The organism is Curtobacterium sp. MR_MD2014, from assembly GCF_000772085.1.
Lineage (GTDB): Bacteria > Actinomycetota > Actinomycetes > Actinomycetales > Microbacteriaceae > Curtobacterium.
The window spans coordinates 2045694-2068202 of record NZ_CP009755.1; the positions used below are offsets into that span (position 1 = coordinate 2045694).

Here is a 22509-nt window from a genome sequence, read left to right on the forward strand (position 1 = left end):
ACGCAGACGCACCGACGGCGGCAACAGCAGCGGCGGCCGCACGCGGCACGCAGCAGCACCGACGTGCAGCGCCAGGGGCTGCCCGACGCTACTTCAGCTTCGTGTAGCGGACCCCGGCCTCGTGGTACCCGCGCTTCTGGTAGAACCGGTGCGCGCTGTCCGTCGCGGCGGCCGACACGGCGCTCAGCCGGTGCGCCCCCTGCTCACTCGCCCACGTCTCGAACGTGTCGATGAGCGCGGAACCGGTCCCGAGCCTCCGGGCCGACGGGTCGACCACCAGCAGCAGGAGCTGCGCGGTGGGCTCGTCGCTCGCGTACGACCACGTGACCTGCGCACCCGCCACGGCGACCGCTCGGCCGTCGTCGCCACGGACCAGCCACGTGCGGTGTCCGGCCTCGGGCACGAGCCGTTCCAGCCGTGCGCGCATCGCGGACTCGTCGACGACGTGCCCGAGCAGACGGACGAGGGCGGTGACGTCGGCGACGTCCGTGTCGGACCAGGTGGTGATCGACTCGGCGGTGAGGGTCATGGGGCGACCCTACCCAGCGCCGGCGACGTGTGACGACCGCGGACGGTCGCGCCTAGTGCGTCGCCTGCTCCACGCGGATGCGCGCGAGGATCTCGGTCCGGAGCTGGTCCGGCGCGGTCTCGGCGCACGCGCGCTTCACCGTCTCCATGAGGACGACGCCCACGCGGTGCTCGCTCGTGCAGTCCTCGCAGGACTCCATGTGCTCGCGGATGTCCGCGGCGTCCTCGCGGCAGAGCTCGTCGTGCAGGAACTCCTCGAGCTCGGCCTTGGCCTTCGAGCAGTCGCAGCCGCTCATCGTGCGTCCTTCCCGTCGGTGCGACCAGCGGCCGCAGTCGTCTTCCGGCCCCGCCCGCGCATCGTCGCCGTCGACGCTGCGTCCGGGACGATGCCGGTCTCGCGTGCGTGGTCCGCCAGGAGCCCGCGGAGGAGCCGGCGTCCACGGTGGAGACGGCTCATGACCGTCCCCACGGGGGTCTTCATGATGTCGGCGATCTCCTGGTAGGAGAAGCCCTCGACGTCCGCGAAGTACACGGCCATCCGGAAGTCCTCGGGGATCGACTGGAGCGCGTCCTTCACGGCGGAGGACGGCAGGTGGTCGATCGCGTCGGCCTCGGCGGAACGCGCCGAGACGGACTGCGTGACGCTCTCGGCGCCGCCGAGCTGCCAGTCCTCGAGCTCGTCGATCGTGCCCTGGTACGGGTTCCGCTGGTTCTTGCGGTACGTGTTGATGAACGTGTTCGTGAGGATCCGGTAGAGCCACGCCTTGAGGTTCGTGCCCTGACGGAACTGCCGGAACGCCGCGTACGCCTTGACGAAGGTCTCCTGCACCAGGTCCGACGCGTCGGCCGGGTTGCGGGTCATCCGCATCGCGGCGCCGTAGAGCTGGTCCATGAACGGGAGCGCCTGGTCCTCGAACAGGGAGCGCAGTTCGGCCTCGGACACGGTCTTCTCGTCCGCCGGTTCGGCCTCGGGCTCGAGGGCGTCCGCTTCCTCGGACACCGCGTCGAGCTGCGCCTCGGTCTCCTCGACCAGGTCGTGCGGTGCTGCCTGCGGTTCGTCGGTCGTCATCACGGACGAGTCTAGGCCGAGCCCGCCGAGCGAGCCGTCGATCGTCGTCCGCACGGTCGGCAGTGCCGTCCGTGACCGTTCGAGTGTCGCTGTCGCCAATGGTCCTCCCGCGGTGTTCAGTACCCTGGTGAACCGATGGCCCAGTCGACGCATTCCCAGCAGCCCGATCCCTGGATCGCGCCCCTCGCCCGCGGACCCCTGCGCGGCGACGTCGCCCTGCCCGGCTCGAAGTCGCTGACGAACCGGGAGCTGGTCCTCGCGGCGCTGGCCGACGGCCCCTCGACCATCCGGCTCCCCCTGCACTCGCGCGACTCCGCCCTGATGGTCGCCGCGCTCCGGCAGCTCGGCGTCGGGATCGACGAGGTCGTCCCCGCGGACGGCACGGCTCCGAACCCGTACGGGCCGGACCTCCGGATCACACCCGCGCCGATGCACGGCGACGTCGCCGTCGACTGCGGGCTGGCCGGCACCGTGATGCGCTTCCTGCCGCCGCTCGCCGCGCTGGCGACCGGCCCCGTGACGGTCGACGGCGACCCGTACGCGCGGAGGCGACCGATGGGCGCGATCATCCGCGCCCTCGCCGACCTCGGGGTCGACGTGACGGACGACGGCGACGGCGCGATGCCGTTCTCGTTCACCGGCACCGGAGCGGTCCGAGGCGGCCGTCTCGAGATCGACGCGTCGGCATCGTCGCAGTTCGTGTCCGGGCTGCTGCTCTCGGCGCCCCGCTTCGACGAGGGCCTGCACCTCACCCACGTCGGCGAGCGGCTGCCGAGCCTGCCGCACATCGACATGACCGTCGCGGCGCTCCGTGCCCGCGGTGTCCGCGTGGACCAGCCGACCGTCGGCGAGTGGGTGGTGCACCCGGGCCCGATCGCGGCGCGCGACGTCGTCATCGAGCCCGACCTGTCGAACGCCGCGCCGTTCGCGGCGGCTGCGCTCGTCGCGGGCGGCACGGTCCGGATCCGCACCTGGCCGACCGACACGACGCAGGTCGGTGCCGACCTCGAGACGCTCCTGCCCCTGTGGGGCGCGACCGTCACGCGGGACGGCGACGACCTCGTCTTCGACGGCGGTGTCGGGGTGGCGGGTGGAGCCTCCCTGCCGGGTGTGACGCTCGACCTGTCCCGCGGCGGCGAACTCGCACCGGCGCTCGTCGCGCTGTCGGCCCTGGCCGACGGGCCGAGCGAGATCACCGGGATCGGCCACCTGCGTGGCCACGAGACGGACCGCCTCGCCGCGCTCGCGGCGGACGTGAACCGGTCGGGAGGCTCGGTGCAGGAACTCGACGACGGCCTGCGGATCACGCCCGCCCGCCTCCACGGCGGTGGCTGGGCCGCGTACGACGACCACCGGATGGCGACCGCGGGCGCCCTCGTCGGTCTCGTCGTCGACGGCGTCGCCGTCGACGACGTCGGCTGCACGGCGAAGACGCTGCCGCAGTTCCCCGAGCTCTGGGCGGACCTGGTGGCGACCGGCGCGGACCAGGCTGCGGGCCACCGGGACGGGAGCGTGACGCCGTGAGCTGGTGGGACGACGTCGACGGGGACGACACCGACGAGGACGAGCCGTACGGACAGTACGAGTCGAAGGTGCGGATCCGGCCGAACCCGAAGGGCAACCGGCCCCGCACGAAGACCCGTCCGAACTACGACGACGCCCCGACCGGCTGGGTGACGAACGTCGACCGCGGGCGCTTCGGCGTGCTGGTGTCGGCCGGCCAGGACGACGAGCGGGTGATCACGGCGACGAAGGCCCGGGAGCTCGGCAAGAAGTCGGTCGTGACCGGCGACCGCGTGTCGCTCGCCGGGGACGTCTCGGGCGACGCCGGTTCGCTCGCGCGGATCGTCAAGGTCGCCGAGCGGTCGACCCTGCTCCGACGGAGCGCGGACGACAGCGACGAGGTCGAGCGCGTGATCGTCGCGAACGCCGACCAGATGCTGATCGTCGTCGCGGCGGCAGACCCCGAGCCGCGGCCGCGACTCATCGACCGGTACCTCGTCGCGGCGTTCGACGCCGGCCTGGACCCGGTGCTCTGCATCACGAAGACCGACCTGGCCGACCCGGCACTGTTCCTGGCGCACTTCGCCTGCCTGGACCTCCGGATCGTCACGAGCCGGTCGGACGACGTGCCGTTCGACGCCCTGCACGAGGTGCTCGACGACACGGTGACCGTCACGGTCGGGCACTCCGGCGTCGGCAAGTCGACGCTCGTGAACGCCATCACCGGCTCGACCCGCGCGACCGGCGTGGTCAACGCGGTCACCGGTCGCGGGCGGCACACCTCGTCGTCCTCGATCGCGCTGCGCGTCCGTGACGGTGGGTGGATCATCGACACCCCCGGCGTCCGGTCGTTCGGGCTCGGGCACGTGCAGCCGGAGAACGTCTTCCGGGCCTTCGCGGCGCACGCCGTCCCGGTGCGCGAGCCCGCCGACGGCATCCCGCTCGCGCAGGCGCACGACTGGGAGATCGTCGACCGCGTGCACGACGGGGAGCTCGGGGCGACCGGCGTCGAGCGGCTCGACTCCTTCCGCGCCCTGCTCACCGGCATGGGTGCGGACGACCCCGGCGCGGACTGACCCGAGGCGGGGGTCGTCCCGCGCGTGGGGACCGTCGCGTGCGTGGTGACCGTCGCGTGCGGCGCGGGTGTACCGTTGCCCCTCGTGCCCGAAGTTGCAGAACACAACACAGCCAGACCCGAACCGGTCCACCACGGTGACCACGCGGCGGAGCACCCGTCGCGAGCCGACCGCCCCACGGCGGCGATGGCGGCGGTCCTGCACCCCGAACACCTCGGACGGTCGCTGCGGTCCTTCGGGTCGCACATCCTCGTGCCGCTGTTCCTGGCGGTCGGGATGAGCCTCGCCTACCTCGGCGCGTTCCACGCTCCGACCCCGCACGAGCTCCCGGTCGGGATCGTCGGCCAGGGCCCGGAGGCCCAGGTGTTCGCCCAGACCGTCACCGACGGCTCCGACGGCCGGCTGGTCGCGCACGTCGTCGACTCGACGACCGAGGCCGAACAGCAGGTCCGGGACCGCGACCTCGCCGCCGTGTACGCCCCGGGGACGGACGGCGCCGTGCTCTACGTCTCCACGGCCGCGAGCGAGACCACCGCGACCGCAGCACAGAAGGTCTTCCTGCCGATCGCGTACGAGCAGCACCTGCCGTTCACCGTGCACGACGTCGTGCCCACCGGTGACGAGGACCCGACCGGCCAGGGACTCTTCTTCCTGCTCGTCGGCCTGAGCGTCGGCGGGTACGCCTCGGCGATCGCCGTCGCCGCGGCGGCCGCGAAGCTCCGCGCGCTCTGGACGGTCGCCGTCGGCGCCGTCACCGCCGGGGTCGTCGCCGGCATCGGTGTCCTGGTCGCCGGACCGCTGTACGGCGTCATCCCGGACCACCGCTGGCAGGTCTTCCTGTTCGCGTGGCTCTACGACGCCGTCATCGTCGCCCTCGGCGTCGGGCTGCACCCGCTGCTCGGGCGGTGGACCACCCCGATCCTGACGATGCTCTTCGTGATGCTCAACTTCACGAGCTCCGGCGGGATCTTCCAGCCGTCGTTCCAGCCCGGCTTCTTCGCGGCGCTCAACACGTTCTGGAGCGGCGCGGCCTGGCTCGGCGCCGCGCAGGACCTCGTGTACTTCCCCGGAGCGTCGCTGACCCGGTCGGTGGTCGTGCTCGTGCTGTGGCTGGTCGTCGCGGTGCTGCTCGGTGTCCTCGTGCACGGGCTCGCCGCACGTCGGACCCGCATCGCCCGCGAGCGCGCGGTGTCGCACTACGAGGAGGAGCAGGTCGTCGCGGCCTAGGGCGCTAGCCTGACCTCCGTGGACCTCAGCGCCGACCTGGACTTCGCCCGCTCCCTCGCCGACACCGCCGACGCGATCAGCCTCGAGCGGTTCCGCGCCGCCGACCTGCACGTCACGACGAAGGCCGACAGCACGCACGTCACGGACGCCGACCAGGCGGTCGAGCGTGCCCTGCGCGAGCGCCTGGCCGCCGAGCGCCCGGACGACGCGTTCCTGGGCGAGGAGACGACGGCGGACACCGGTGCCGACGCCCTGAGCGAGGGGCACCGGCAGTGGGTGGTCGACCCGATCGACGGCACCGCGAACTACCTGCGGGGCGTGCCGGTCTGGGCGACCCTCATCGCCCTCGCCGTCGACGGCCGCCCGGTGCTCGGCGTCGTCAGCGCCCCGGCGCTCGGCAAGCGCTGGTGGGCCGCGGAGGGGCTCGGCGCACACTCGACCGACGGGCCCCTGCGGGTCTCCGGCGTCGCGGCGCTGTCCGAGGCGAGCCTCAGCTACAACAGCATCCAGCAGTGGGACGAGGACGACCGGCTCGACGCCCTCGTCACCCTGTCCCGCAAGGTCTGGCGCACCCGGGCGTACGGCGACATGTGGTCGTACATGCTCGTCGCCGAGGGGGTCCTCGACGTCGCGGGCGAGCCCGACCTCAAGCCGTGGGACATCGCGGCCCTCGTGCCGATCGTCGAGGAGGCGGGCGGCCGCTTCACCTCGCTCGACGGCGACCCGGGCCCGTGGCACGGCAGCGCCCTCGCCACGAACGGGCACGTGCACGACGCCGTCGTGGACGTCATCCGGCGTCCGTAGCCCCTGGTCGTCCCGACACGGGCGACACCGGGGCAGGGCGGACGCTGCGCCGCGGTGTACCCCGCTTGTCCCCTGCGCGCGGCCCGGCCGACGGTGCCGGACCCCCGGACGGGGGCAGGGACCCCCCGGACTGGGGCCAGGCGAGTCGGACACTCTGCTGACGAGCACTTCGGTGGCGTCCGATGGGCGGGTTATCGTGCTCACGGCTGATCGGACGCACCGGGTTCCCTAGACCCGGACCGTGTCGGGTCCGTCGTCCATTACTCGTCCGAAAACCCTGACCCGAGGGGTGGTCCAGACGATGACTTCATCGTTCCCAGGCGGAACCGAGTGCACCCTCACTCGTCGTCCGCGTCATCTCACCGACAGCCCTGGTGTGCGCTCCGTCGCCGCCTCGCGTCCGTCCGTCGCCACGGTCCCTGCCCGTGATGCCGACCGGATCCCGTCCGTCGCCGTGGTCTCCCGCCGCGCTGCCGACCGGACGCCCACCGCAGTCTCCGTCCCCGGACCCGGAGGCCGGTGAGTCATGGCACTCACCGGTCGCCGTCTCGAGGTCGACCGGATCGCGACCCTCGCTGTACTCCCTCGTGAGTCCGCGATGGTCGTCGTCGGCGACCCTGGTTCCGGGCGCAGCAGCGTCCTCGACGCGGTCGCTGACCGCGTCTCCCTCCCCGTCGTGCGGGTCGGTGTCAACGGGAGCGAGTCCCGCTGGCCCCTGGCCGGCGTGACCTCCCTGTTCACCGCACTCGACGATCCGCGGGCGACCGCCCACATCGCGCACCTGCTGCAGGCCGGTGGCGCGACGAGCGGGCTCGCCGCCGCGCACGACTTCCTCGAGGCCGTGCAGACCCTGACCCTGCCGCCGACGGTCGTCCTGATCGACGACCTCGACCGGATGGACCGCGAGAGCCAGGAGCTCATCGCGTTCCTGGCGGGTCGGCTCGCCGGCACGGCACTGCGTCTGGTCGCAACGGTCCGGACCGTGCCGTCGGACGGTCCGCTCACGGCCCTCCCCGTGCTGCGGCTCGAACCGCTGGCCGCCGACGTGTCCCTCGCGCTGGCCCGGTCGATGGCACCGGAGGGCGCGAACGACGGCGTCCTCGCGATCCTCGCCGATGCGACGGGCGGCAACCCCGGCGCGCTCCGCGAGCAGTTCGACATGCTCTCGACCGCCCAGCTGACCGGCACCGAGCCGCTCGTGCTGCCGTTGCGCCCGACCGCCACGACCGAGGCCATCGCGGCGCTGACCCTCGACGTGGTCGAGGGTGCCGCCGACACCGACACCGACGACGCGGGACGTGGTCTGGACGTCCTCGCCCGGCTGTCCCTCGTGCCGGTCGCCAGGACGACCGGATGGGACCGCGACGCCGTCGACGACCTCGCCGACGCCGGGCTCGTCGTCGTGCGCGGCCAGACCGTCACGGTCCGCGACCCGCTGCTGCGGTCAGCCCTGTACTGGCGGATGTCCGCACGCACCCGGCGCACGCTGCACCGCGAGCTCGCCGCGGCGAGCGCCGAGGTGGACCCGCGCGCCGCCGCGTGGCACCGGAGCTTCGTCGACGACGTCCCCGACGTGGTCGCGCTGCTCGACGCCGCCGCGGGCTACGTCGCCGACGGGGCACCGCACGCCGCGGTCGCCCTGGCCGAGCGTGCCCTGCACGTCGGCTCGGGCGGTGAGGACGAGCGGACGGCACTGCTCGCCGTCACCGAGGCGCTGTTCGCACAGCGTCAGCTCGGGCTCGCCGCGCGCTACCTCACCGCGATGCGCCCGTTCCGGCGCGGGTCGGACGAGGTCCGGCGCCTGCGGGTCCTGTACTCCGTGCAGTACCTGCGCGGCGAGACCGTGCACGCGGACGAGCTCCTCGTGCCCGTGGACGCGGAGGCACCCGAAGCCCCCGCGACCGCCGGGCTCCTGGCGATGGTCGCGAGCTTCCGGGCGGAGACGTGGGACCTCGAGCAGGCCCGCGACCTGCTCGCCCGGGTCGAGCAGCTCGGTCCGGTGGTCACCCCGCACACCGCGGAGATCGCCGGCGCCGTGCAGTGCCTCGTCGCCGCGCTCGACGGTTCGCTGCCCGCCGACACGGAGCTCTACGACGGACTCTCGACGGCGCGGCTGATGGCGATGTCCGACCCGGCACTCCTGCTCGTGGCACACGCGCTGAGCCTCGCCGAGCGGTACCGGAGCGCACGTCGCGTCTTCGCGCTCGTCGTCGCCCGCGGACAGGACACCGAGGCCGTGTGGGTCGAGGGAGCCCGCTACCTGTCCGCCGAGAACGAGCTGCGCTCCGGCAACTTCCGGCAGGCCCTCCGCGCGATCGACGCCTGGGAGGCCGGGAGCGCCCTGTCCGCGCAGCGGCTCCGCGAGCCGTCGCGGGCGGTCGCGGTCGCGTGGCGCCACTTCGCCGAGGGTCGTTCGCTCGAGGCGCTCGAGGTGGTGGACCGGTGCCTGGCGCTCCGCTCCACGGTGCTGCTCTGGGGCACCACGGCCCGGCTGCACGCACTCCGTGGGCGCGTGCTGCTGCTCGACGGTCGTGTCGACGAGGCGGTGACCGCCCTCGAGGCGGCGGACGCCGTCGGCCGGTCGCTGCGCAACCCGACCGTGCTGCGGCACCTCGGCGACCTGGTCGAGGGCTACGTGCGCCTCGGCCGGATCGACGACGCCCGGAACGCGACGGCCCGGCTCGCGGCCGACCACCACGCCCGGCCGTCCCGCTGGGGCGCGCTCGTGCTGGCCCGCAGCCTGGCGCTCGTCGCCGACGACGCCACCCGTGAGTCGGCGCGTCGTCGAGCCCTCGAGCTGTTCCAGCCGCACGACTCGCAGTACGAGCGCGCTCGCACCTTCGCCGCCCTGACGGCGGTGGGCACGGACGCCGAGCGGCCCCGCCTCGGCGCCGCCGCCGCGGCCGCGTACGAGGCGGCCGGTCTGCGACGACCGCTGGCGACGCCCGCGCCGACGGCGGTCATGCCGGCCTTCGGCGTGCCGACGTCGCTGCGGTCCGGACCGGTGCTGTCCGCCCCGGTCCCCGGGTCACCGCGGAGCGCCCCGGACTCGTCGGTGGTGCTCACCCAGCTGACCGCGGAGGAGCGCGCCGTGGTGCAGAAGGTGACCGAGGGCTACCGCAACCGCGAGATCGCCTCGTCGCTGTTCATGTCCCAGCGCACCGTGGAGCTGCGCCTGACGCAGATCTACCGGAAGGTCGGTGCGCGCTCGCGCTCGCACCTCGTCGCGCTGCTCACCTGATCGCGCGACCCGCGGACGCAGGGCGACCGCTCGACGGACGGGAGGCCCGGTACCAGCTGGTACCGGGCCTCCCGTCCGTCACGCCCGACGTCGGACCGCGAGCCGGCTTGCGGGAGTCCGCACCGACGACACGTCGGGTCGCACCGCTCGCGCGGTGAACCGCAAGAGCCGCTGCGCGGTGTTGTCCCGGCGGACCCGCCGGGCGAGGCTCGTGGTGCACCGACCGTCGTGCCCTTCCCGGAAGGGCCCGTCCGCGGATCACGACCGTCCGGTACCCGAACCGCCGACCCTCCCGGTCCGCCCCCGCCTGATCCGCGGGTGGATCGGCCGGGCGACGGACCCGGACCCGCGGCAGACCCGGCGGCGGTCGGTGCCGCTCCCCGGCACCGGGCCGGTCCCCCACCCGAACGGACACCGTATGTGCGGCATCATCGCGGCGCGCGTCAGCGACGACGTGACCCCCTTCCTGCTCGACGGTCTCGAACGGCTGGAGTACCGGGGGTACGACTCCGTCGGCGTCGCGGTACGGACCGCCGCCGGTCGGATCGCCACGGTCCGGTCGGTGTCCCGCGTCGCGGACCTGCGGGCGGACCTCGCTGCACGGGCGGCCGCAGTACCGGCAGAGGACGCCTCGACCGGGCTCGGCATCGGGCACACCCGCTGGGCGACCTGCGGGACGGTGCGCGAGGAGAACGCGCACCCGCACGCCGACTGCTCCGGCCGGATCAGCGTCGTGCACAACGGGACCGTCGAGAACGCGGGACGGTTGCGGGCGACGCTCGAGCAGCAGGGGCACGTGTTCCGGTCCGAGGTCGACTCCGAGGTCATCGGGCACCTGGTCGAGCGTGCACTCCGCGTCGATCCCGACCTCGTGCTCGCGGTGCAGATCGCGACCGCGCAACTGCGGGGCTCCTGGGCGATCGTCGTGCTCGACGCCCGGGACGGCCGCATGGTCGCCGCCGCGAACCGGTCGCCCCTCGTCGTCGCACGCTCGGCACGGGGTGACTTCGTCGCGAGCGACGTCGGCACCATCGCCCGGTGGTGCGAGACCTTCGTGCCGCTCCGGGACGGCGACGTCGTCGAGCTCGGCGAGGCGTGGAGCTGGTCGTCGGAGGGCATCGCCGTGCCCGTGCCCTTCCCCACCCCGTCCCCGTTCGCCACGACCGCGCTCGACGTCGACCTCGGCGACCACCCGGACCACACGGCCAAGGAGATCGCCGAACAGCCCCGGGTCGTCGCCGACCTGCTCGAGCGCGTCCGGCAGCGCACGGCGGACGGCAGCACCTGGACGGGGCTCGGGCTGCCGGCGTTCGATCGGCTCGCCGTGGTGGCCTGCGGGACGTCGCTGCACGCCGGCCAGGTCGTCGCCGGCACCGCGCGCACCCTCGGCGGCGTGCCCACCGACATCGTCGTCGCGAGCGAGGTGGACCACGCCGTCCTCGGTCGCGGCACCCTCGTCGTCGCCATCAGCCAGTCCGGGGAGACCGCGGACGTCCTCCGGGCGCTCGACCGGCTCGACGACCGGTACCCGGTCCTGGCGCTGACGGACGACGTGCACTCGTCCCTCGCCCGCCGAGCCGACGCGGTGCTCGCCTGCCACACCGGCCCCGAGGTCGGGCTCGCCGCGACGAAGACCTTCACGGCGCAGGTGGTCGTCGGCGTGACCGCGGTCCTGTCGGCACTGGTCGCCTCGGGCCGGCTCGAGCCGACCCGCGCCGCAGCCCTGGTCGACGAGCTCTCCGGACTGCCCGAGCGGATGGCGGCCGCCGCCGCGGTCGCAGCCGAGCGCATCCCGCTCCTGGCCGCGACGGTCCGGGACGCGCCCGGGTTCCTGTTCGTCGGCCGCGGGCCCGGGCTGCCCTACGCAGCCGAGGGTGCGCTGAAGGTGGAGGAGCTCGCCTACCGGTGGGCACGGTCCTGCCCCGTCGGTGAGCTCAAGCACGGTCCGCTCGCGCTCGTCGACGACGGCACCCCGGTCGTGGTGGTCGACCACGGGGACCCGCGCATCGCCTCCGCCGTCGCCGAGGTCCGGGCCCGCGGCGGCCTCGTCGTCACGATCGGCGGTGCGGGCTCCGACGTACCGGCGATCGCCGACCGCGCGGAGGCCACCGACCTGGCCTGGGGACGGTCGCTCGCACCCTGGGGTCCGGTCGAGGCGGTCGTGCCCCTGCAGATGCTGGCGCGTGAACTCGCGCTGCAGCTCGGTTGCGCGGTGGACAAGCCCCGCGCCGCCGCGAGGTCGGTGACGGTCGAGTAGCCAGGCACGTGCAGCGCAACCGGGTGACGGTGTTCCTCGTCGTCCTGACCGGCCTCGCGGTCGTCGCGACGGTCGTCGTGGTGGTGCTCGTCGTCGTGGACGCCGTCCACTGACCCGACGGCCCGCGCGGTCAGCGTCCTCTTGGTGGGTGCTGCCATCCTGGCGTCTTGACCGCAGCAGCCCCGCCCCTCGTGTTCGTCGCCGTCCTGGTCGGCGCCGTCCTGCCCGTCGTGCCCCTGGTCGGCCGGGTCGCCCGGATCGCGGCCACCATCGTGCACGAGGTCGGCCACTGCGTCGTCGTGGTGCCGTTCGGCGGACGCATCGACCGGATCGACCTGCACGCCGACGGCTCCGGCGAGGCCTGGGTCCGACTCGGGCGCGTGCCGGCGGCGATCCGCTGGCTGGTCCGGGTCCTCAACCTCTTCGCCGGGTACAGCGCGCCGCTCTGGGCCGGGGTGCTGCTCGTCTCCGGGGTGCTCCAGGGGTCGCGGTGGCTCCCCGTGGTGGTGCTCGCCGTCGTCGGCCTGGTGGCCCTGGCGTTCGTGCGGAACTGGTTCGGCCTGCTCGTCGTGCTCGGCTTCGACGCGCTCGCGCTGTGGGTGGCGGTCCGGCCGTCGGAGGCCACCGTGCTCGTCGTCGCGGCGGTCGGCACCGCGTTCGTGGTGGACGGTCTGCGGTCCCTCGTGCACGTCGCCCGCTGGCTGCTGACCGGCGCCCGGGTGCAGACGGACTTCCACATCGCCGCCGCCGAGATGCGGGTGCCGGCCGTGCTGTGGTTCGTGCTCTTCGTGGCGGTGAACGGGGTGGCGGTGTGGCTCGCCCGGGAGCCGCTCCTCGCCACGTGGGACACCGTCGCCGCCGGGGTGCGCACACTGTTCTGACCCGGGGCCGAGGCGTCGGCGGGCCGGCGTCGGCAGCCCGGCCGCGCTCCTGCGACATCGCACGCGTCGATCGACCGGTGCGGTGTCGAACGATGCACACGCACACGATGCCGGCGCACGAACCGTCCCACGCGTCGATCGACACGCGTCTCGTCGCGTACACGTACCCGTCCGCCGTGCCACGATCGTCGGATGCGCCCCGCCGATGTCCTCGCCGCGCTCACCGACGCGCCGTCGCCCGACCGCGAGCGGTTCGTCGGGTTCGTCCGCAGCACCGGGGATGCTGCACTCGACCGGTCCCTCGGCACGGAGCACCTGACGGCGTCGTGCTTCGTGTTCTCGCCCGACCGGTCCCGCGTCCTGCTCTGCCTGCACCGCAAGGGCCGGTTCTGGGTGCAGTTCGGCGGGCACCTCGAGGCGCAGGACCCCGACCTGGCCGGGGCGGCTCGGCGCGAGGCCCGCGAGGAGTCCGGCATCGTCGGCCTCGAGCTCGACGACGGCGTCGTGGCCGACCTGGACCACCACGACCTGCACGGCGGCTTCTCCTGCGCGGCGCACTGGGACGTCGGCTTCGTCGCCACGGCGGACCCCTCCACCCGGACGACGGTGAGCCACGAGAGCGAGGACGTCCGGTGGTTCCCCGTCGACGCGCTCCCGGAGCCGATCGCCCCGGGACTCCCCCGACGCCTCGCCGCACTGCTCGCCGGAGCAGACACAGACACAGACCCAGACGCAGACGTGAGCACGGCCGCTCCCGCTCGGGGTGGCACCGCCGGCCCGTAACCCGACGCCGCAATGCCCCACCGGCCCGTCCGGCCTGCGAGAGTACCCGCACGACGGACACGCCAGGAGGACCCCATGTCGAACGACGGCCACGGCTTCGCCACCGAGCAGGTGCACGGCGGGTTCCTGCCCGACACCGCACACGGAGCGCGGGTCCCCGCGATCCACATGACCTCGGGCTTCCTCTTCGACGACTTCGAGCAGGCCCGCGAGCGCTTCGCCGGTGCCGACGACGGGTACACCTACACACGGCTGGGCAACCCGACGAACGCCGACGTCGAGCGCCGCGTCGCACTGCTCGAACGGAGCGCCGAGGCGATCCTCGTCGGCAGCGGCCAGGCGGCGGTGACGGTGGCGCTCCTCGGGCTCCTGCAGGCGGGCGACCACGTCGTGAGCGCCCGGAGCATCTACGAGGGCACGAAGGGCCTGCTCCTGCAGAACCTGGCGCGCCTCGGCATCGAGGTCGACTTCGTCGCGGACCAGCGCGACCTCGACGCGTGGGCCCGCGCGGTCCGACCGAACACGAAGCTCTTCTTCGCCGAGACGATCCCCAACCCGAAGAACGACGTCCTCGACATCGCCGGGGTCGCCGACACCGCGCACCGGGCGGGCGTGCCGTTCGTCGTGGACAACACCCTGGCGACGCCGTACCTGGTGCGCCCGGTCGAGCACGGCGCCGACGTCGTGGTGCACTCCGCGTCGAAGTTCCTCTCCGGGCACGGTGCCGGCCTCGGCGGGCTCGTCGTCGACGGCGGGACCTTCGACTGGGGCCGTACGCCGGAACGCTTCGCCCACCTCACGACGCCGGACCGCGCCCTCGGCGGGCAGAGCTACGTCGAGCGCCACGGCAGCCGGGCCTTCGCGGTGTACGCGCGTGACGTCGTCGCGTCGCGGATCGGTCCGACGCCGTCGCCCTTCAACGCCTTCCTGCTGCGTCAGGGCATCGAGACGCTGTCGCTCCGCGTCGAGCGCCACGTCGCGAACGCGCTGGCCGTCGCGTCCTTCCTGGAGCGCCAGCCGGAGGTGACGAGCGTCGACCACGCGGGGCTCGCCTCCAGTCCGTACCACGACCTCGCCCAGCGCTACCTGCCCCGTGGGGCCGGCTCGGTCTTCGCCTTCACGCTCGCCGGTGGCGAGCCGGCCGCCCGCGCCTTCATCGACGCGGTGCAGCTCATCAGTCGGATGACCCACCTGGGTGACGTGCGCTCGCTCGTGCTGCACCCCGCGACCACCACGCACGCCGGCCGCACCGCGGCCGAGCGGGCCGAGCTCGGCATCGGCGACGGCCTGGTCCGGCTGTCCGTCGGCATCGAGGACGTCACCGACCTGCTCGCCGACGTGGAGCGCGGCCTCGCGGCGGTGCGTGCGGCCACCGGACGGGACGGCGCCGGCCTGGAGGCCCGCCCCGCCCCCGCCACGGAGGTCGCGGCCCTCGCACGCGCCGTCCCGCAGGGCCACCTCGTCGGGCAGGAGGTCTGACGGTGGGCGACCTGCAGCACTTCGGGTACTTCTTCTCGCGGGGGTTCGGCCCGCAGGCCTGGGGACGGTCCGACTGGGACTGGGGCCACGACTGGACGAAGCCCGACCTGTACCAGCAGTCCGTCCGGGCGCTCGAGCAGGCGGGGATGGACCTCGTGATCGCCGAGGACGCGATCTCCCTCGGCAGTCCGGCGACCCTCGACCTGCGGATCCGGCAGGCGTACGGCGGTCCGAAGCACGACCCGCTGCTGCTCGCGCCGTACCTGTTCGCGGTGACGCAGCACATCGGCATCGCACCGACGGTGAACGCCGGCATCACACCGCCGTACCTCGCCGCGCGGCAGGCCGCGACACTCGCGCACCTGTCCTCGGACCGCTTCGGGCTGAACGTCGTGACCGACACCGGCAGCGCCCGGCACGTCGGTGCGGCACCGCTCCCGCACGACGCCGCGTACGACCGCGCCGAGGAGTGGATCACGCTGCTCCGACGGCTCTGGCACTCGTGGGGCGACGGCTACGTCGGGGACCCGACGGACTGGCACTTCGCCGACGGCGACGCACTCGACGCGTTCCACCACGAGGGCGCGTACTTCACCGCCGACGGCCCGCTCAATGCGCTCCCGCTCGACGCTGACCCGATCGTGGTCTCCCCCGGCGGATCCGGACGCGGGCTCGGGTTCGCCGGGACGCACTCGGACGTGCAGCTCGCACTCGCACCGTTGACGGCCGAGGCGGTCCGTGCGTACCGGTCCCGGGTGCTGACCGCCGCGGCCGACGCCGGGCGCAGCGCGGACGACCTGCGGGTGCTGTTCGTGCTCAAGCCGGTCCTGGTGCCCTCGGTCGAGGAGGCCGAGCGGGTCGTCGCCGCGTCACGACACCCGTCGGATGCCGATCTCCGAGCCGCCGCCGTCGCGTGGTCGAGCGACTCCGAGACGGACCTGCTCGCCCTCGACCTGGACGCACCGATCCCGGACGGGACCTTCGGCGACCACGTGTCCGCGGGCACGGTCCGTGGGCTGGTCGGGGACACGCCGGACGCGCCCCTCCGGGAACTCCTGACCCGGAAGGCCCGGCTCGGGCGGATCAGCGCGCGCGAGGGGTTCGTCGGGACGGCCGAGGAGTTCGCGGACTTCGTGGAGGAGCTCGGGGCGGACGCGGACAACGACGGGTTCATCCTGTCCGGCGACCTGCACCCGGCGCAGGTGTACCGGCTGACGGGCGACCTCGTGCCCGCACTGCGCCGCCGGGGGCTGCTGCGCCGGGAGTACGGCGACGGCGGCCTGCGGGCGAACCTGTTCGACTTCTGACCCGGCCCTACCGCGTGGTCCTACTGCTTCTTGTCGGACTTCTTCTTGTCGGACTGCTTCTTGTCGGACTTCTTCTTGTCCTTGTTCTTGCCGGACTTCTTCTTCTTGTCCTTCTTCTTCTTGTCGGACTGCTTCTCGTCCTTGTCCTTGGTCTTCTTGCCCTCGTCCTGCTCGCCGGGCTGTTCCGCCGGGAAGTCGTCGTCGACCGCCGTGCGCGGGGCGCGGACACCGGAGGGCGCGATCCCGTCGACCGGCTCGACCACGACGGACGTGCCGGTGTCCGAGAGCACGTCGACCTGCTGCTCCTCGACCACGGGTGCCAGGGCGTCCTCGACCCGCTCCACCACGAGCTCCGCCCCGTCCTCGGCGAGCCGCAGGAGCGCCTGGGCAGCACGGACCCGCGTGGTGGTCCTCCGTGCGAGCACGTCGGCCCGGGCTCCCTCGAGGAACCCACGCAGCGCCCGCTCCACCGCCGAGCGACCACGCGGCGCCGACCGATCGAGGCGGTCGAACTCGCCGGCGATGCCCGCGACGTCGTCCTCGACGTGCTCGTCGCGCACCGACGTCACCAGCGCGGCCACCGCCCACGCTGCCCGTTCGACCGCGGCCGAGCGCTGGTCGAGCACGACGAGCATCTCGAACACGGTGCCGTACGACACCGTCTCGAGGCGCACCGGCTCGGCACCACGACCGCGGACGACGAGCCGTGACCCGGGCGTCGGCAGCCAGGCGACGACGGCGGCGACGGTCGCAACGGACCCCACGATCCGCTCGTACTCCGCCAGTCCCAGACGGTCCTGCTCGCGCAGACGGACTCGGATCGCGATCTCCTGCACCACGTGCTGCCCTCCCGGTCGGGTCGACGCAGGACCAGCCCCGCGCTCGCTCCGGACAGTAGTCCGGGACCCCGGGGGAACGACGAACGCCCCGGCGCCGTCCTGGGGGACGACGACGGGGCGTTCGGGTGGCGATCTCGGTTCGATCAGCGCGACAGCGGCTCGACGGCACGGCGTTGGTGGAGATGGGGGGAATCGAACCCCCGTCCATCGCTGCGGTTCGACGTCTTCTACGGGCGTATCCGGATGAGTCGTTCTGCTCGGCCCCGTCCTTTGCTACCGGCTTCTAGGACGACGGGCCCAGTCTCAGTGCAAGTCCCGCACGGCCCTGAGGCGCAACCGTGCAGCAAGTCCTCTGGATGACGCCGGAACTCAGGTTAGAAGACGATCACCTGGCCGACGGACTTCATGTGCTGGGCTGCTTACGCAGCGAGAGCGAAGTCAGTGCGCTTGGAATTGGCACTTGTTGTTTTCCACGGATCGTTCACGAGATGACCGTGGGTCCTCGGCCCGCTTCCCGTCGGCACACAGGCAATGTCGAAACCGATCATCCCCGTACGGGCCGTGACGTGCGAGCCGCTGTCACGCTGTTGAGTTGCCAATGCTCCCCGTGAGGAGCGGACCCCAGCCTAGCGGGGTGTGCTGGACGACGCCACCGACGTTCGCCGAGGGCTCACCCCGCCGCGCTCACTCGCCGAGGCGGTTGCGCGAGCGCATGGCGCGCTCGGCCTCGCGCTTGTCGGTCTTCTCGCGCAGGGCCTGACGCTTGTCGAACTCGCGCTTGCCCTTGGCGACCGCGATCTCGACCTTCGCCCGGCCGTCGTGGAAGTAGATCTTCATCGGCACGAGCGTGTACCCGCCCTGCGCGGTCTTGTGCGAGATCTTCACGATCTGCTGCTTGTGCAGGAGGAGCTTGCGCTTCCGCCGCGGCGCGTGGTTGTTCCACGTCCCCTCGGTGTACTCGGGGATGTGCACGGAGTCGAGCCAGGCCTCGCCACCGTCGATGAACGCGTAGCCGTCGACGAGTGAGGCCCGCCCCTCGCGGAGGGACTTCACCTCGGTACCCGAGAGCACCATGCCCGCCTCGTACGTGTCCTCGATCAGGTAGTCGTGGCGCGCGCGACGGTTGGTCGCCACGATCTTCTCGCCGCGTTCCTTCGCCATGATGACTCCCTTCGTGACCGGGCACGGGCCCCGGTGCTGCTGCGCAGCCCTACAGCCTAGTGAACACGACGACCGCGGCGCACCTTCCCGGCGCGCCGCGGTGCGCCGGCGACCCGAGGCTCGCGCATGCGGACACGTTCACGGCAGGACCACCGCGAAGATGTCCGCCACGGCGAGCCTCGCGCCGGACGATCGACCGCCGCCCGGGCTGTCTCAGACGCGCAGGTACCGGCGGATCGCGATGAGCGCCGAGACCCCGGCCAGGAGCACGCCGATCACGATCACCGCGGGCACGACGACGGCCGCGTCGCTCATGCCGATGAAGGCGGTGCCGGAGAACCGCTGCGCCAGGTAGTTCCGGACGAAGAACCAGACCACCGCGGTGATCGCGCCACCGGCGAGCACCGCTCCGATCGCGGCGGCGATCACCCCCTCGAGCACGAAGGGTGTCTGGATGAACCGGTTCGACGCCCCGACCAGGCGCATGATGCCGAGCTCACGTCGCCTGCTGAACGCCGAGAGTCGGATGGTGGTCGCGATGAGCAGCACGGCCGCCACGAGCATCAGCGACGCGATGCCGATCGCCGTGTACGACGATGCGTTGAGCAGGTTGAAGATCGGCTGCAGGTACCCGCGCTGGTCGACGACGCTCTGCACACCGGCGAACTTAGACAGGCTCTCGACGAGCACGTCCGCCTGCGACGGGTTCTTCAGGTTCACCCAGAAGGTCTCGTTGAGGTACTCCGGCTTCACGAACTCGGTCGCGGGCGAGTCCTTGAACTGCTCCTTGAACCGCGTGAACGCCTGGTCCTGGTCCTCGTAGTACGTCTTCTCGATGTACGGCTTCAGGGTGGACGAGTCGAGCTGCGCCTGGACCTGCTCGCGCTGGTCCTCGGTCGCCTTGGCACCGGTGCAGTTGCCGGTGGTGTCGGTGTCGGTGCACAGGTACACCGCGACCTGCGCCCGGTCGTACCAGTACCCCTTCATCTGGTTGATCTGCATCTGCAGCAGGATCGCCGTGCCCACGAAGGTGAGCGAGATGAAGGTCACCAGGACGACCGAGACCACCATCGACGCGTTGCGCCGCAGGCCCGAGCCGACCTCGGACATGACGAGCCCGAGCCTCATCGGATGAGCCCCGGGATCGTCTGGATGCCGGTCGTGTTCGAGACGCCGGAGCCGCGCTGGATCGGCAGCGCCTGCGTCTGGTACCCGCCGGACTGCTCGTCGCGCAGGACGGTGCCGTTCGAGAGCTCGATGACCCGGCGCTGCATCTGGTTCACGATGCTGGCGTCGTGCGTCGCCATGAGCACGGTGGTGCCTCCCTGGTTGATGCGTTCGAGGAGCGCCATGATGCCCGCCGAGGTGGTCGGGTCGAGGTTGCCGGTGGGCTCGTCGGCCAGCAGGATCGCCGGCTTGTTGACGACCGCACGGGCGATCGCGACGCGCTGCTGCTCACCGCCGGAGAGCTCGTGCGGCATCCGGGTGGCCTTGCCGGCCAGGCCGACGAGCTTGAGCACGTCGGTGACGGCCTCGCTGATGAAGCCCTTGCTCTTGCCGATCACCTGGAGCGAGAACGCGACGTTGTCGAAGACGTTCTTGTTCGGCAGGAGCCGGAAGTCCTGGAAGACCACACCGAGGTTGCGGCGGAAGTACGGGACCTTGCGCGACGACAGCGCGCCGAGGCGCTGGCCGAGCACGTGGATCTGCCCGCGGGTCGGCTTCTCCTCCTTGAGCACGAGACGGAGGAAGCTCGACTTGCCGGAGCCGGACGCGCCGACGAGGAAGACGAACTCACCCTTGAGGATCTCGAGGGAGAGGTCGTCGAGCGCGGGACTCGGGTTGCCCGAGTAGACCTTGGTGACCTGGTCGAATTTGATCATGACCGGATCAGGCTAGGTCGGGTGGGCCGGAAGTCAACCGAGGCGCGCGGCTCGACTCCCCCGCGAGCTCGCTCAGGAATCGTCGCCCTGCTTGCGCCAGCGGATGCCCGCGTTGATGAAGCCGTCCAGGTCCCCGTCGAACACCGACGACGGGTTGTTGACCTCGTGCTCGCTCCGGAGGTCCTTGACCATCTGGTACGGCGCGAGGACGTACGAGCGGATCTGGTCGCCCCAGCTCGCCGTGATGTTGCCGGCGAGCTCCTTCTTCTTCGCGTTCTCCTCCTCCTTCTTCAGGAGCAGCAGGCGCGACTGCAGCACGCGCATGGCGGCTGCGCGGTTCTGGATCTGCGACTTCTCGTTCTGCATGGACACGACGGTGCCGGTCGGCAGGTGGGTCAGGCGGACGGCGGAGTCGGTGGTGTTGACCGACTGGCCACCGGGGCCGGAGGACCGGAACACGTCGACCCGGATGTCGTTCTCCGGGATGTCGATGACCGCGGTCTCCGGCATGAGCGGGATGACCTCGACCGCGGCGAACGAGGTCTGGCGCTTGCCCGCGGCACCGAACGGCGACATGCGGACGAGGCGGTGCGTGCCGGCCTCGACCGAGAGCGTGCCGAAGGCGTACGGCGCGTCGACCTCGAACGTCGCGGACTTGATGCCCGCTTCCTCCGCGTAGGAGGTGTCCATGACGGTGGTCTTGAAGCCGTGCTGCTCGGCGTAGCGCAGGTACATGCGGAGGAGCATCTCGGCGAAGTCCGCCGCATCGACACCGCCGGCACCGGCGCGGATCGTGATCACCGCGGGGCGCTCGTCGTACTCGCCGTCGAGGAGGGTCTGCACCTCGAGGTCGCCCATGGTCTTCTGGATGGCCTTGAGCTCGTCCTGCGCCTCGGCCGCGGAGTCGGCGTCGTCGGCCTCGTTCGCCATCTCGACGAGGACCTCGAGGTCGTCGATGCGCTGCTCGGTGTCGGTCATCTTCCGGAGCTCGGCCTGCTTGTGCGAGAGCGCGCTCGTCACCTGCTGCGCGTGCTCGACGTCGTCCCACAGGTCCTGGGCACCCGCCTGCTCGCTCAGTTCGGCGATCTCGCGCTGGAGCCGGTCGACGTCGACGACCGAGCGGATGTTGCCGAAGGTCTCGCGGAGGGCGGACAGCTGCTCGGTGAAGTCAAGTTCGACCATGGTCACCGATCCTACCGGTGCCCACCGGCCGGGAGGCTCGCCGCACTCCGCCGTGTGGGCTCGCGTCCGGCAGGTGGCCGCTGTGGAGGGCCGTGGGGACCTGGTCGCTCAGCGTCCGAGCAGAGGCGTCCGGGACGCCAGGCCGGCTGCGCCGGCCCGGGCGACCGCGTCGGGCAGCGCGGCGAGGAAAGCGTCGACGTCGGCCTCGGTCGAGGTGTGCCCGAGCGTGATGCGCAGGGCGCCGCGGGCCTCGTCCTCGGACAGGCCCATGCCGAGCAGCACGTGCGACGCCTCGGGGACGCCGGCCTGGCAGGCGGACCCGGTCGACACGGCGACCCCGGCCGCGTCGAGCAGGAACAGCAGCGAGTCGCCCTCGCACCCGGGGAAGGTGAAGTGGGCGTTGCCGGGGAGCCGGTCGACCGGGTCGCCCATGAGCACGGCGCTCGGGACGCGCTCCAGGACCCCCGCGACGAGCCGGTCGCGCAGGGCCGACGCGTCGTGCAGCCCGGCGTCGGCGGCGACCCCGAAGGCCGCCGCCGCCGGGGCGTCCTGCGTCCCGCTGCGGACCTGTCGCTGCTGGCCACCGCCGTGGATGAGCGGCTCGACCGTCGCACGGCGCCCGAGGACCAGCGCGCCGATCCCGACCGGCCCACCGATCTTGTGCGCCGACACGCTGAGCGCGTCGAGGCCGGAGGCCGCGAACGACACCGGGACCTGCCCGTACGCCGCGACGGCGTCGCTGTGCACCGGCACACCGGCGGCGTGCGCCAGCTCGACGATGCGGTCGACCGGCTGCAGGGTCCCGACCTCGTTGTTCGCCCACAGGAACGTGACCAGGGCGACGTCCGAGGCGTCGGCGAGCCGTGCCTCCAGGCCGACGAGGTCGACGCGACCCTGCGCGTCCAGCGGGACCACGTCGACGACGGCGCCCTCGTGGCGCTCGAGCCACTCGACCGTGTCGACGGTGGCGTGGTGCTCGCCCGCCGGCACGACGATGCGCGGCCGCGGACGGTCCTGCTGCCGCGCCCAGTACAGCCCCTTGACCGCGAGGTTGATGCTCTCGGTGCCGCCGGAGGTGAAGACGACCTCGACCGGCTCCGCGTCGAGCGACCGGGCGACCGCGGCGCGACCGTCCTCGAGCAGCATCTTCGCGCGCTGGCCGGCGCTGTGGATCGACGACGGGTTGCCCACCGTGGCCAGGGCCCGGGTGAACGCGGCGAGCGCCGCGGGCAGGATGGGCGTCGTCGCCGCGTGGTCGAGGTAGACCGGCATGACTGCGCCCCTTCCGT

General features: G+C 72.6%; 19 protein-coding genes and 1 other RNA gene. 10 read left to right on the forward strand and 10 right to left on the reverse strand.

Going from position 1 to position 22509, the window contains the following annotated elements:
• Positions 1–88: 88 nt before the first annotated feature.
• From NI26_RS09430 to NI26_RS09440, 3 genes are read right to left on the reverse strand one after another with little or no spacing between them, the layout of a single operon-like run.
• Entirely contained in the window at positions 89–529 is a 441-nt protein-coding gene (locus tag NI26_RS09430; RefSeq protein ID WP_066654762.1) for a GNAT family N-acetyltransferase, read from the reverse strand.
• A gap of 52 nt (positions 530–581) precedes the next feature.
• A complete protein-coding gene (locus NI26_RS09435) occupies positions 582–824 on the reverse strand; it encodes a zf-HC2 domain-containing protein (RefSeq protein WP_066654764.1) in 243 nt (80 codons plus the stop codon).
• Positions 821–1597 carry a sigma-70 family RNA polymerase sigma factor gene (locus NI26_RS09440; RefSeq protein ID WP_066658348.1) on the reverse strand — a complete coding sequence of 259 codons (777 nt, stop codon included), beginning with the start codon at positions 1595–1597 and terminating at the stop codon, positions 821–823. Before NI26_RS09440 ends, NI26_RS09435 begins: the two co-directional genes overlap by 4 nt.
• 135 nt (positions 1598–1732) lie before the next feature.
• Between NI26_RS09440 and aroA the strand changes: the two genes are divergently transcribed.
• The 10 genes from aroA (at position 1733) to NI26_RS09490 (ending at position 16155) form a co-directional block, all read left to right on the forward strand.
• On the forward strand, positions 1733–3121 hold the full coding sequence (gene aroA, locus NI26_RS09445; RefSeq protein ID WP_066654766.1) for a 3-phosphoshikimate 1-carboxyvinyltransferase: 1389 nt from the start codon (positions 1733–1735) through the stop codon (positions 3119–3121).
• Complete coding sequence (gene rsgA, locus NI26_RS09450; RefSeq protein ID WP_066654767.1) at positions 3118–4176, forward strand: ribosome small subunit-dependent GTPase A; 1059 nt, start codon at positions 3118–3120, stop codon at positions 4174–4176. The genes aroA and rsgA overlap by 4 nt, the downstream gene beginning before the upstream one ends.
• Positions 4177–4362: 186 nt before the next feature.
• Positions 4363–5403, forward strand: coding sequence for a hypothetical protein (locus NI26_RS09455; protein ID WP_066654768.1), 1041 nt, complete (start codon positions 4363–4365; stop codon positions 5401–5403).
• Between the two features lie 18 nt (positions 5404–5421).
• Positions 5422–6207 carry an inositol monophosphatase family protein gene (locus NI26_RS09460; protein WP_200884096.1) on the forward strand — a complete coding sequence of 262 codons (786 nt, stop codon included), beginning with the start codon at positions 5422–5424 and terminating at the stop codon, positions 6205–6207.
• 526 nt (positions 6208–6733) lie between these two features.
• Positions 6734–9448: an ATP-binding protein gene (locus NI26_RS09465; RefSeq protein WP_066654775.1), complete on the forward strand. Its 2715-nt coding sequence runs from the start codon at positions 6734–6736 to the stop codon at positions 9446–9448.
• Positions 9449–9866: 418 nt separating this feature from the next.
• A complete protein-coding gene (gene glmS, locus NI26_RS09470) occupies positions 9867–11705 on the forward strand; it encodes a glutamine--fructose-6-phosphate transaminase (isomerizing) (RefSeq protein WP_066654776.1) in 1839 nt (612 codons plus the stop codon).
• Positions 11706–11872: 167 nt separating this feature from the next.
• Positions 11873–12586 (forward strand): M50 family metallopeptidase, encoded by a 714-nt coding sequence (locus tag NI26_RS09475; protein WP_081984914.1) that lies wholly within the window; start codon positions 11873–11875, stop codon positions 12584–12586.
• Between the two features lie 192 nt (positions 12587–12778).
• The gene (locus NI26_RS09480) at positions 12779–13369 is read left to right on the forward strand and encodes an NUDIX hydrolase (RefSeq protein ID WP_081984916.1); all 591 of its coding nucleotides are present in this window, start codon (positions 12779–12781) and stop codon (positions 13367–13369) included.
• 75 nt (positions 13370–13444) lie between these two features.
• Positions 13445–14848 (forward strand): O-acetylhomoserine aminocarboxypropyltransferase/cysteine synthase family protein, encoded by a 1404-nt coding sequence (locus NI26_RS09485; RefSeq protein WP_066654778.1) that lies wholly within the window; start codon positions 13445–13447, stop codon positions 14846–14848.
• A gap of 2 nt (positions 14849–14850) precedes the next feature.
• A complete protein-coding gene (locus tag NI26_RS09490; RefSeq protein ID WP_066654779.1) occupies positions 14851–16155 on the forward strand; it encodes an LLM class flavin-dependent oxidoreductase in 1305 nt (434 codons plus the stop codon).
• Between the two features lie 20 nt (positions 16156–16175).
• On the opposite strand, the gene NI26_RS09495 is transcribed toward NI26_RS09490, so the two are convergent.
• The 7 genes from NI26_RS09495 to NI26_RS09525 form a co-directional block, all read right to left on the reverse strand.
• Complete coding sequence (locus tag NI26_RS09495) at positions 16176–16994, reverse strand: hypothetical protein (protein WP_066654780.1); 819 nt, start codon at positions 16992–16994, stop codon at positions 16176–16178.
• A gap of 174 nt (positions 16995–17168) precedes the next feature.
• Positions 17169–17546, reverse strand: a transfer-messenger RNA (tmRNA) gene (gene ssrA / locus NI26_RS09500).
• Positions 17547–17678: 132 nt separating this feature from the next.
• On the reverse strand, positions 17679–18155 hold the full coding sequence (gene smpB, locus NI26_RS09505; RefSeq protein ID WP_066654782.1) for an SsrA-binding protein SmpB: 477 nt from the start codon (positions 18153–18155) through the stop codon (positions 17679–17681).
• 213 nt (positions 18156–18368) lie between these two features.
• Positions 18369–19283 (reverse strand): permease-like cell division protein FtsX, encoded by a 915-nt coding sequence (gene ftsX, locus NI26_RS09510; RefSeq protein WP_066654784.1) that lies wholly within the window; start codon positions 19281–19283, stop codon positions 18369–18371.
• Positions 19280–20038 (reverse strand): cell division ATP-binding protein FtsE, encoded by a 759-nt coding sequence (gene ftsE / locus NI26_RS09515; protein WP_066654786.1) that lies wholly within the window; start codon positions 20036–20038, stop codon positions 19280–19282. Before ftsE ends, ftsX begins: the two co-directional genes overlap by 4 nt.
• 72 nt (positions 20039–20110) lie before the next feature.
• Complete coding sequence (gene prfB / locus NI26_RS09520) at positions 20111–21220, reverse strand: peptide chain release factor 2 (RefSeq protein ID WP_066654787.1); 1110 nt, start codon at positions 21218–21220, stop codon at positions 20111–20113.
• A gap of 108 nt (positions 21221–21328) precedes the next feature.
• Positions 21329–22492, reverse strand: a complete 1164-nt coding sequence (locus NI26_RS09525; protein WP_066654788.1) for a cysteine desulfurase family protein — start codon at positions 22490–22492, stop codon at positions 21329–21331.
• Positions 22493–22509 lie beyond the last annotated feature (17 nt).

Bases quoted from the DNA above. Each gene is read 5' to 3' on its own strand.
- ftsX (WP_066654784.1), bottom strand. From the start codon at position 19,283: ATGAGGCTCGGGCTCGTCATGTCCGAGGTCGGCTCGGGCCTGCGGCGC.
- aroA (WP_066654766.1), top strand. From the start codon at position 1,733: ATGGCCCAGTCGACGCATTCCCAGCAGCCCGATCCCTGGATCGCGCCC.
- ftsE (WP_066654786.1), bottom strand. From the start codon at position 20,038: ATGATCAAATTCGACCAGGTCACCAAGGTCTACTCGGGCAACCCGAGT.
- NI26_RS09480 (WP_081984916.1), top strand. From the start codon at position 12,779: ATGCGCCCCGCCGATGTCCTCGCCGCGCTCACCGACGCGCCGTCGCCC.
- NI26_RS09430 (WP_066654762.1), bottom strand. From the start codon at position 529: ATGACCCTCACCGCCGAGTCGATCACCACCTGGTCCGACACGGACGTC.
- glmS (WP_066654776.1), top strand. From the start codon at position 9,867: ATGTGCGGCATCATCGCGGCGCGCGTCAGCGACGACGTGACCCCCTTC.
- NI26_RS09435 (WP_066654764.1), bottom strand. From the start codon at position 824: ATGAGCGGCTGCGACTGCTCGAAGGCCAAGGCCGAGCTCGAGGAGTTC.
- NI26_RS09455 (WP_066654768.1), top strand. From the start codon at position 4,363: ATGGCGGCGGTCCTGCACCCCGAACACCTCGGACGGTCGCTGCGGTCC.
- prfB (WP_066654787.1), bottom strand. From the start codon at position 21,220: ATGGTCGAACTTGACTTCACCGAGCAGCTGTCCGCCCTCCGCGAGACC.
- NI26_RS09440 (WP_066658348.1), bottom strand. From the start codon at position 1,597: ATGACGACCGACGAACCGCAGGCAGCACCGCACGACCTGGTCGAGGAG.
- smpB (WP_066654782.1), bottom strand. From the start codon at position 18,155: ATGGCGAAGGAACGCGGCGAGAAGATCGTGGCGACCAACCGTCGCGCG.
- NI26_RS09525 (WP_066654788.1), bottom strand. From the start codon at position 22,492: ATGCCGGTCTACCTCGACCACGCGGCGACGACGCCCATCCTGCCCGCG.
- NI26_RS09485 (WP_066654778.1), top strand. From the start codon at position 13,445: ATGTCGAACGACGGCCACGGCTTCGCCACCGAGCAGGTGCACGGCGGG.
- NI26_RS09465 (WP_066654775.1), top strand. From the start codon at position 6,734: ATGGCACTCACCGGTCGCCGTCTCGAGGTCGACCGGATCGCGACCCTC.